This is a genomic window from Pirellulales bacterium (assembly GCA_035499655.1).
Taxonomy (GTDB): Bacteria; Planctomycetota; Planctomycetia; order Pirellulales; family JADZDJ01; genus DATJYL01.
Window position 1 is genome coordinate 1 of sequence record DATJYL010000024.1, and the last position, 10029, is coordinate 10029.

Sequence of the window (10029 nt, forward strand, 5' to 3'; positions counted from 1 at the left end):
TTTGGGATTTCTTCAAAGCGCATCCGAAGGCCGAAGACAAATGACCAATGACCAAGCACGAATGACCAATGATGGAAATCTGCTGCAATCCGTGAAGATCAGCGTAATCCGCGGTTCAGTTTGAGTGGCTCGGATAGCATCATCGTTCAGTACTCACGCTTGTGCCGGTTGGAATCCGTGGCGGCGGAAACATTTTCCCGCCGCGGGCGAAGTAATGAACGCCAACAGCGCCCGCGCAGCCTTCGATTGTGGGCCCCCCTGAACAATGCCAGCCACGTAATGCGCGGCGGCCTGCGAATGAGGAACCAGGAACTTCGTTTCGCTGCTAGCTGCTCGTTGAGCGTCGCTGGAAAACGCCACGCCGGCATCGGCCGTTCCCGCAGCCACCGCCGACAACACCGCCCGGGAATTGTCGACGTATAGCACTTTGGGAAGCAGCGCATCGTAGACGCCAGCCCCCTGCAAATATACCTGCGAGTATCCCCCCAACGGACACGCTGGCTCCGCCAGCGCGATGCGTCGAATTTTTTTGCTCAATAAGTCATCAGGCCGTTTCAGCGCGGTTCCCCCGTATGGTCCAATCACCGCTAGACCGTTCGACGCGACCACTTTTCGAGTCCGCGCCACCAGCCGGCCGGCTTCCTCCAACCGAGTGATTTCGCAAGCTTCCGCAGAAATAAATAAATCGCCCGGCGCGCCGCTGAGAAGATGATCGGCCAATTCGTTCGAAGCGCCGTACACCACCCGCACTCGTACCGTCGGCTCCCGCAGCGCGTATTCAGACAACAGTTCACCGATCACTTCTTGCAGGCTGATTGCCGCCGCCAAATGAACCCCGGGCGAGGCATTGTCGCGCGGATTGGTGATCCGCTGTAGCACGCCGGCCGCGCTTTCGTGCAAGGCCTGGTGAAGCTGCCCGTAAACGTCCACGGCAAACCGGCCCCGCGGGGTCAGTGTTGCGCCGCCTCCTTTCGTGCCCCCCACGGCCGCTTTTACCAGGGGTTCTCCCGCCGCCTGATTGATTTCTTGAATCATCGTCCAGGCTTTGCGATAGGAAATGCCCACCGTTTTGGCGGCCGCGGTAATGCTCTGTTGCCGGCCAATCGCATCCAGCAATTCGGCCCGGCCCTGACCCAGCACGGCCTGCCCGTGTCGTTCGATCCACACGCGCACCCCCACGGTCCAATCGCGTCCCCAGCCCTGGCTGGTCGTCGTTTTTGCCATTTCGAATATCTCCATCGCGGTTGACACGGCACCCCATTCAGCTACACTAGACCGCTATATCCGAACTTGCATAACGGGCCGATCTCATGGGGTTTCGACGCGCATCCCTCGGCTTCACCCTGGTGGAACTGCTCGTTGTCATCGCGATTATTGGCATTTTAATCGGGCTGTTGCTAGTGGCCGTGCAGGCCTCCCGTAAAAGCGCCCGCCTGATAACGTGCCAATCGAACATGCGGCAGTGGAGTTTGGCAATGCTGAATTACGCTCAGGCCCACCAGGGTTACTTACCCCGCCGGGGTCAGGGCGTGCAAATCACCACAAGTTTTTATCGACCAGATGATTGGTTCAATGCCCTGCCTCCGTTCATGGAAAACCTGTCTTTCATGACGCTGTTAGGCGATAACCTGACGCCGCAACCCGGCGATACAAGCGTGTGGATGTGTCCCGAAATGGCGGAAAAAGTAATTCCCCCTACTAATCCACCCAGCGATCCAACAGCCGATCCCAACAAAATGTACTTTTCGTATGGAATGAATATGTGGCTGTCGACGCAGCAATCGATCAAGCCCGACCATATCGACAAGGTTGGCCCCCGCACGACCATGGTCTTCCTATCCGAGGGCAATGGCGTGCATTGTTCGTTGCTTCCTGCGGCGCCCACACTCATCGCGGGCATTTACCTTAACTTCAGTACGATTGCCCGCCACGCCGACATGGTAAACATCGCCTTCTTGGACGGACACGTTGCGCCATTCCGCAGCGATTATGTCGGTTGCGGCGTAGGAATCCCCGACCGGCCCGACATCCGCTGGATTGTGCCCGACAGCTCTTGGGCCGGACCTTAATCAACAATCAGCAATTCACGAACAGCATTTCCTGAGCATCAACTCACGAGGATCAACAACGATGTGTAAATTATCTGGAATGAAATTGATTTTAGCTGTTTGCAGCGTCCTAGCCGTAGGTTTTGTTTGCGCCAGCCCCGTGCTGGGTAATCCCGTCCTCGGACAAAATGATGATTTTCAAAGCGGCGCGGGAAATTGGCAGGGCGGCGGTCAAGCGACACATTCCGACGCTTCGAAAGTAATTTCCACTGGCGGACCGGCAGGCACGGGCGATCAATATCTACAAATCGATTCGAGTATCGGTATGGACGACACCCAGGCTGCCCCGCGCTTACTGGCCATCAGTACCCTTCCCGCCACAGAATGGACCGGCGACTATTTTGATGCCGGCGTCACTTCTGTAAGCATGTGGCTACTGAATCCCAATCCATCGACAACCCTGGATATGCGGATTGCGTTCCGCGATGGCACGACCAACGCATCGCCAGCTTGGGTAACCACCAATCCAGTTGTTTTACAACCGACTAGCGGTTGGCAATTTGAAGTTTTTCCAATCGATCAGGCTGATATGACGCCCGTCGGCTCTCCCCAGGGAACATTTGCCGCCTTCATGAGCGCGGTTCAAGAATTTCGCATTGTTGATTCTGCTACAGCCACTTATGTGGGGGACCAATTCGGCTCCCAAACTTACTTCGGCGTCGATGACATCATGGCTGTGCCGGAACCGTCTACATTCGTATTAGCCGGCCTTGGCTTAACGGCGCTAATTGCCGCCCGTCGTCGCCGGCGTTTTGTACCAATCGCCTGAATTCCATTCTTCTGGACAGATAGATCGTAATCGGTCTTGTTTCGCCGACCATCGTGGCGCAACGGTGGTCGGCGAGCTTCTTTTGCGGGGGGACAATGTGTGTCGATGGAAGTGATCGCACCTGCATCGCTGCTAACCGTGTGGATTGGTGATTGTTGTTCGGCTTGTCATTGGTCATTGGTTATTGTCGCGGTTGGGCTGCGCTGTTGATATTCATCAACGGGGATCGCGAATTGGTGGGCGAATTGCGACGCTCCGCTAGCGCGTCGCGGCTAAACTCTCGTCACTCGCCCCTTTCTTCTCCGCAACTTTGACGTGCCGGCAAACCTGACCTACGGTTTCTATTGTCGGGCGCACGTTCTTTTCAAATCGCCCCTCTTGTCTTTCAGCATTCGTTTCGTCTGCCGCTTGACTACTTCCTGGCTCGATCACGGCTTCCTGGCTCCGTCACGGTGTGCCAACTGACGTTGGTGTGTCCGTGCCGAGAACATATATTCTGCGAATCCGGCATGATTCACTCTCGAAAATCTCACAATCGTCATTCGCGGATCGAGACCCTGGAGTCTCGCCAGGTGCCCGCCACGGGCATAACCGCTTCGCTCAGCGCGGGAGTGTTGTCCATCACAGGAACTCCCCACTCCGACAACATTCTCATTAGCGAAACCAACGGAATGATTTCGATTTTCGGGTTGAGCAAAAGCTGGAACGCAGCCCAGGTCAATTCGCTCAACATCAAGCTCGGAACATCGGGAAAAGCAGGCGGAAACGACTACGTATCATTGAACAGCGTGGCCAATGGCGGTAACCAAATCTTGGCCAAAAACGTCACGGTCACTTCCAGTAAAGGCAGCGATCGCGTGACCCTGTCGGACGGAGCAGACGTGTACTTTAGCGGTTTAGGCCGCAAATTGACCGTCGCTGCCGGCGTAGCCAAGCTCAATGGTCATGTCGTCGATGCTCCCCCTTCCACCATCGGCGACTATGTTTGGAACGACGCCAACGGCAATGGCATCCAAGACGCCAATGAAACGGGGCTGGCGGGCGTAACTCTCACGCTGACCGGTTCCAACGCCAATGGCTCCGTGACCGACCATGCCACAACCGATGCCAATGGCCATTATTCGTTCACCGAGATAGCGGGCAGCTACACGATCACGGTCGATGCCAGCAATTTTACGTCCGGCGTCTTGGCAGGCTATTCAGCCAGCCCCGCGCTAAGTGGCGGCAACCGCTCCGTCGACAGCAATGGCGTCAACGACGCGGCCTCAGTCACGCTTGCTCCGGGGGCCAACGATTTCACCGTCGATTTCGGATTTTACGTGCCTGCTTTGGTGCCGCCCACTCAAACCTGGTTCGATTCGCACATTCAAACAGCCGCCATCCGTACACTGGCAGATGCCGACTACCAGGATGGCGTTCTCGGACGCAATGACATGATCGGTCTGCTCCGCGCAGTTGAGCAAGCCGGCCCTGTCACTGCTGCGGAGCTCAGCGATTTAACCTCGATCCTCGACAACACTTCATTGTTTGGCTCACTGGATTACGTCCGTGTCTTGTCGCAAGATATTGTGCTGGGCAACGCCGCCAACGCCCATTACCAGGGCGCCGCGCTGGGCAATTTGGCCATCGGCTTCAGTGCTGCCAAATTGGAAGACTTGGTCGACAAATGGTTCCTGGGGACCGATCTGCCCGTCGGCACCTCCGATTGGACCGACGCCAACGGTCAAGACATGACGTTCAGCTACCGCCAGGTCTCCGGTTCATTGTTTGTCAACGGAGTTTCCTACACCGACGTTCGGCAAGGCGGCATCGGCGATTGTTATTTCCTCTCGTCGCTGGCCGAAACGGCCCTGAAAAATCCCAGCGCCATCACTAGCATGTTCACTGTCAATGGCGACGGCACCTACACCGTCCGCTTTATGAACGGCAGCAAAGCGGATTATGTCACCGTCAACTCCGAGCTGCCGACCGACGCCAACGGTTATTTGGTCTTCGACGGCATGGGCCAACAGGCCAGCAGTTCCTCGAACGAACTGTGGGTCGCCCTGGCCGAAAAGGCCTACGTCCAAATGAACGAAAGCGGCTGGATTCGGGCCGGCATGTCGGGCAGCGGCATGAACGTGTACAACGCCATTTCCGGTGGATACATGTTCATGGCGCTGAACCAAATCACCGGCCAATCGACTGTGATCGAAACCGGCACCGCCGTCACCGGCTTCACGATGTTTGCCAATTTATTCAATGCCGGCAAAGAAATCTGCCTGGGCTCCGAGAATTATCCCACCGACAGCCAAATCGTCGGCGATCACGCTTACGCCGTGCTCAGCGTCGATACCGTGCACGACACTGTCACCGTGTTCAACCCCTGGGGCATCGACAACGGGCACGACTCCGGCATTATCACCCTTACCTGGAGCCAACTCGTCGGCAGCTTTGGGTATTTCGATCGCACGGCGTAACGTCAGTTCGTTGCTCGTGCACTGCCTGGTGAGGCTGCGCGTCGCTGTGCCTCACCAGGCCGGCTTGTGCCGCGGGTGCCACCAACACCCGCGGCTTCGTTTTGCGCGCAGAAAGTGACGTGAACCATTCGAGCTTGGCGGGCGTGAAATCGCTGCATTATACTGGAGCCATGCTGAAACATGGGCGCCGCAGCGAGTTCGATCCCCGCCAAGCCGGCGACGCACTGAATGACCGATTGATGAACGACCAATTTCTGAGTGTTCGCTCATTGGTCATTGGGATTTGGTCATTGGTCATTCACCCCCTGCCGGTCAATAGCCGCCTTGCGCCGGTCATTGCGCTATGTTTGTGGGCGATGCCCGGCGCCGCCCATGCTGCTGATCCTTCTGTCACAATCAACGTCATCTTCGTCGGCGATATTATGCTTGACGAGCTGCCCGGCCAGGCCATCGCCGACGGCATCGATCCGTTCACGCCGTTCGATTCGCTCTTTAAGCAGGCCGACATCACGCTAGGCAACTTGGAATGCGTCATCGCCACCACCGGCGAAAAAGTGCCCAAACCGTATAACTTTCGCGCCAGTCCGATTTGCATTCCCGTCATCAAGCGGCATTTCAGCGCGGTCACCGTGGCCAACAATCACTCCGGTGATTACGGCAAAGGCGCGCTGGCCGAACAGTGCGATTTGCTCGATCAGGCCCAAATGCCGTACTTCGGCGGCGGACGGAATTTTGCCGCCGCCCACACGCCGCTCATCTTGGAGCGCAAAGGCATCCGCTTGGCGCTATTGGGCTACGACGAATTCAAACCCCGCATTTTCGAAGCCGGCCCTAACTCGCCCGGCATCGCCTGGAGCGTCGATCAACTGGTCGTGGACGACATTCACGCCGCTCGCGAAAAATATCACGCCGACCTGGTCATTCCCTTCATGCACTGGGGTTGGGAATACGAGGAAATCAGCGACCGCCAGCGAAGTTTCGCCCGCACCATGCTCGACGCCGGCGCCGATGCCGTGGTTGGCGCCCATCCACACGTCCGCCAGGCCATCGAATATTATCACAGCAAGCCCATTTTCTACAGCCTGGGCAACTTCGTCTTCAACGGCTTTCACGATGACGAAACGCTCACCGGCTGGATCTTGCAGCTCACGCTCGATAAATCCGGCGTCACCGATTGGAAAACATTGGTGGCCCACATCGACGACCGCGGCCTGCCCCACTTAGTTGCCGACGCCAAATCACCGCGTGGCAATGCCCGCACCAAACAACTGCTCGATTACGACCCGCCCTACCCCAAGCACGAAGCCGACGACAAATAGAAAATGTAGCGGCCCCGGCGCGCCGGGGTCCCCAGCCGCAGGCAATCCTTTACTCATGTTCCGCCGTCGGCGGCGCAAAGCCGCGCCGCAGCGTATTCTCGGTGATCGTTCGCGGCAGCACGAATTGCAACAGATAATCGGGCCCACCCGCCTTGCTGCCAATGCCCGACAGTTTGAACCCGCCGAACGGTTGCCGCCCGACATACGCGCCGGTAATCGGCCGGTTGAGATACAAATTGCCAACCTGAAATTCCCGGCACACGCGGTCCAAGTTCGCCGGGCTGCGCGAATACATGCCGCCAGTCAGCGCGTAATCGGTTCCGTTGGCGATTTTGATCGCCTCGGTCAAATTTTCGGCTTTGATCACCGCCAGCACGGGACCAAACACTTCTTCCTGCGCCAACCGGCTGCTAGCGGGCACGTCGGCAAAAATATGCGGCCCGACAAAATATCCGCGCTGCTTCAAACTATCGGTGTTCACGGCCAGCACTTCGCGGCCATCCATCCGGCCTATGTCGATGTAATTTTGAATCCGACGGACACTGTCGGCATCAATTACCGGCCCCACGCTGGTCGCCGGGTCGTCGGCCGGCCCAACTTTCAGGCTACGAGTCGCTTCCACCAGCCGCGCCAAAAATACGTCGTAAATCGACGCCAACACAATGCACCGCGAGCAGGCCGAACACTTCTGCCCTTGATACCCAAACGCGCTTTTCACCACGCCCAGCACCGCTTCGTCCAAATCGGCATCTTCATCCACGATGATTGCGTTCTTGCCTCCCATTTCGCAAATCGCGTGCTTCACATAACCGATGCCACGGGCCGAAACTTCCGCAGCCTTGGCGTTGATGGCCAGCCCCACGGCGCGCGAGCCGGTAAACGCAATCAGCGCCACATCGGGATGCTCCACGAGCGCTGCCCCCACCACTTCGCCTTTGCCGGGCAAATAGTGCGCCGCGCCGGCCGGCAAATCAATCTCTTGGAAAATCTCCATCAGCTTGGCGGCCACCACGCTCGATTCCTCGGCCGACTTCAAAATCACCGTGTTTCCCGTCGCCAAAGCCGCCGTGGTCATGCCCGTGAGAATAGCCAGCGGAAAATTCCACGGCGCGATGACTGCCGCCACGCCGCGAGGCATGTACAGCAAACGATTTTCCTCCCCCGGCACGGTCACTTCTTGCTGCGCCTCCAACTCGATGGCCCCGCGCGCGTAGTATTCACAAAAATCGATGGCCTCGCACACGTCGGCATCGGCCTCGCGCCAACCCTTGCCGCACTCGTACACTTCCCACGCTGCCAATTCGAAGCGGCGACGGCGCATGACCGCGGCCGCCTCCAGCAAATACTCCGCCCGCCGACGCGCACCCAATCCGCTCCACTCCGGCAACGCCTGCTTAGCGGCCGCCACGGCTGCCGCCGTACGCTGCTTTTCCGCAGCCGCAATGTTTCCGACCGCTTGCGATATATCGGATGGATCTCGCGAGACAAACTCCGCTTGCGTTTCCACCCTCTCGCCGTCGATCACTAGCGGATACGACCGCCCAAACTGCTTCCGCACGTCCGCCAGCGCCGTTTGCATCGCTTCCCGATTCCGCGGCACCGCAAAATCAACCGGCGGCTCATTCCGAAACGCCGGCAACTCGTCGCCAGTTCGTCCGTATCGCGTCCGTATCGGCGATTCAACGACCGTTTCCGCCGCTTGATCGCTGCTTTGTCGTTTGACTATCGATCCGCTTGTCGGCTCAGCGGCCTTGGATTGTGGCTCAGAGTGATCCAGCGGGTTCATCAGCAATACCTCCGGCGAAACGTGCTCGGTAAAGCTCGCTCGCAAAAAAGAATCGTTCGATGTGTTTTCCAACAGCCGCCGCACCAGATACGCCATGCCCGGGATCAACTCACCGTAAGGCATGTATATGCGCAACCGGTAGCCCGCCTCTACCAGCGCTTGTTTTTCCGCATCGGCCATGCCGTACAACATTTGCAGTTCGAACGCCTCGCGCGGCAATTCCAAATGCCGCACCACCGCGATGCCATGCGCCAAAGATCGGATGTTGTGGCTTCCCAGCGCCGTCCGTAAATGCTGCGCGTTGAGCAGCGCAAACCGCGTCAGCCGCTCAAAATTCGCGTCCGATTGCCACTTCTGCTGAAACACCGGCACCGGCCAGCCCGTCGCCAAAGCGTGCACCGTTTCATAATCCCAATACGCCCCTTTCACCAGCCGTACCCACACCGGCGTTCCGCGGCGGACAGCCCAATCGCGCAGCGAAACCAAATCGGCCTCGGTATCTTTCAAATAGCACTGCAACACAATGCCCACGTCGGCAAAATCGCGAAACTCCTCCTCCATCAAAACCTGCTGAAACACGTGCAGCGTCAGGGCTTTGATCCGGTACGATTCCATGTCGACGTTCACAAATGCCCCCAGTCGCCGGGCCGCTCGCAACATCGGCCGCAGCCGAGCCCCCACCCGCTCCGCGCTCCCGTCCGGATCGATCGCATCGAACTGGCTGTCCAGCGCCGACAACTTAATCGACACGTTCACGCGCGGCAGCGGGCCCCGCTCGTCCCGGTCAATTTGCGGAATTTCCGTCCACGCGTTCACCGTGGGCGATAACTGCTCAATCAAATCCAAATAAGCCCGCTGCCACTGGTCGGCTTCGATATCGCTGGCCACGGCTTCGCCCAGCACATCGAGAGTGAAAGCCCGCTTCAACCGCCGCTGGTGTAACGCCGCCGCCAGCACTTCCTTCACATCCGTCCCGGCGATGAACCGCTTGGCGTGGGCCAGGGCATTGCGCCGCGCCGCCGCCGCCAAGCCACGCCGCCCAAGCCGCGTCGGCGTGGCCACCACCAACCCAAACCGCGCTGCCGACGGCAGCCGATCGCGCACATCGTCCAAGTATTCCTCCAAATGCCGGGCCACGGCATCCGGCGTAGTGAGCATCGGCAACACATCGATGAACCGGAACAACTGCACCTTTACCGCTTCGTCGTGCATAGCCCACGCCATAATGCGGTCGTCCCACCAACGGCGCTCCCACAGGCTGGGCCGCCGCACTTCCAAGTGCTCGAACAAATAGCGGCCCACTTCTTGCGTGATCTGTTCAATCGCCGCCAAATCGCGGGCCGAAACGTCATCGAAAGTGGCGTTCGCTAGGGCTGCCATGTTGATCGAAATTGCATCGGGGCCTCATATCGCCTACAACATTGTACGGCGTGCGACCATGCGGACGAAGAGCGTCAAGCAGGACCAACTAAATAGGTACTCCACCTGATCGAAGCGCATTTAGGCTGCGGAAGCGAAGGTGTGTTGCATATCAAGGTAGTGATTATTGTTGGCTTGAAACCAGTCGTAGGCCAAGTCGAGCAGCTCC

6 protein-coding genes are annotated in these 10029 nt (G+C 58.3%); 4 read left to right on the forward strand and 2 right to left on the reverse strand.

All coding sequences use genetic code 11. The annotated features are described in order from the left end of the window. Positions 1–153: 153 nt before the first annotated feature. Complete coding sequence (gene modA / locus VMJ32_01490; protein ID HTQ37667.1) at positions 154–1224, reverse strand: molybdate ABC transporter substrate-binding protein; 1071 nt, start codon at positions 1222–1224, stop codon at positions 154–156. 86 nt (positions 1225–1310) lie between these two features. Between modA and VMJ32_01495 the strand changes: the two genes are divergently transcribed. The 4 genes from VMJ32_01495 to VMJ32_01510 all read left to right on the forward strand — a co-directional run bounded on the left by VMJ32_01495 (position 1311) and on the right by VMJ32_01510 (position 6655). Beyond that, on the forward strand, positions 1311–2069 hold the full coding sequence (locus tag VMJ32_01495) for a DUF1559 domain-containing protein (protein ID HTQ37668.1): 759 nt from the start codon (positions 1311–1313) through the stop codon (positions 2067–2069). A gap of 61 nt (positions 2070–2130) precedes the next feature. Then, on the forward strand, positions 2131–2877 hold the full coding sequence (locus VMJ32_01500) for a PEP-CTERM sorting domain-containing protein (GenBank protein ID HTQ37669.1): 747 nt from the start codon (positions 2131–2133) through the stop codon (positions 2875–2877). A gap of 509 nt (positions 2878–3386) precedes the next feature. Further along, positions 3387–5336: an SdrD B-like domain-containing protein gene (locus VMJ32_01505; protein ID HTQ37670.1), complete on the forward strand. Its 1950-nt coding sequence runs from the start codon at positions 3387–3389 to the stop codon at positions 5334–5336. Between the two features lie 119 nt (positions 5337–5455). Further along, positions 5456–6655: a CapA family protein gene (locus VMJ32_01510; protein HTQ37671.1), complete on the forward strand. Its 1200-nt coding sequence runs from the start codon at positions 5456–5458 to the stop codon at positions 6653–6655. A gap of 49 nt (positions 6656–6704) precedes the next feature. On the opposite strand, the gene pruA is transcribed toward VMJ32_01510, so the two are convergent. Further along, entirely contained in the window at positions 6705–9821 is a 3117-nt protein-coding gene (gene pruA / locus VMJ32_01515; GenBank protein HTQ37672.1) for an L-glutamate gamma-semialdehyde dehydrogenase, read from the reverse strand. Positions 9822–10029: the final 208 nt, after the last annotated feature.

Excerpts from the sequence above, each read along its gene's own strand:
- modA (HTQ37667.1), bottom strand. The coding sequence starts at position 1,224 with ATGGCAAAAACGACGACCAGCCAGGGCTGGGGACGCGATTGGACCGTG.
- VMJ32_01495 (HTQ37668.1), top strand. The coding sequence starts at position 1,311 with ATGGGGTTTCGACGCGCATCCCTCGGCTTCACCCTGGTGGAACTGCTC.
- VMJ32_01500 (HTQ37669.1), top strand. The coding sequence starts at position 2,131 with ATGTGTAAATTATCTGGAATGAAATTGATTTTAGCTGTTTGCAGCGTC.
- VMJ32_01505 (HTQ37670.1), top strand. The coding sequence starts at position 3,387 with ATGATTCACTCTCGAAAATCTCACAATCGTCATTCGCGGATCGAGACC.
- pruA (HTQ37672.1), bottom strand. The coding sequence starts at position 9,821 with ATGGCAGCCCTAGCGAACGCCACTTTCGATGACGTTTCGGCCCGCGAT.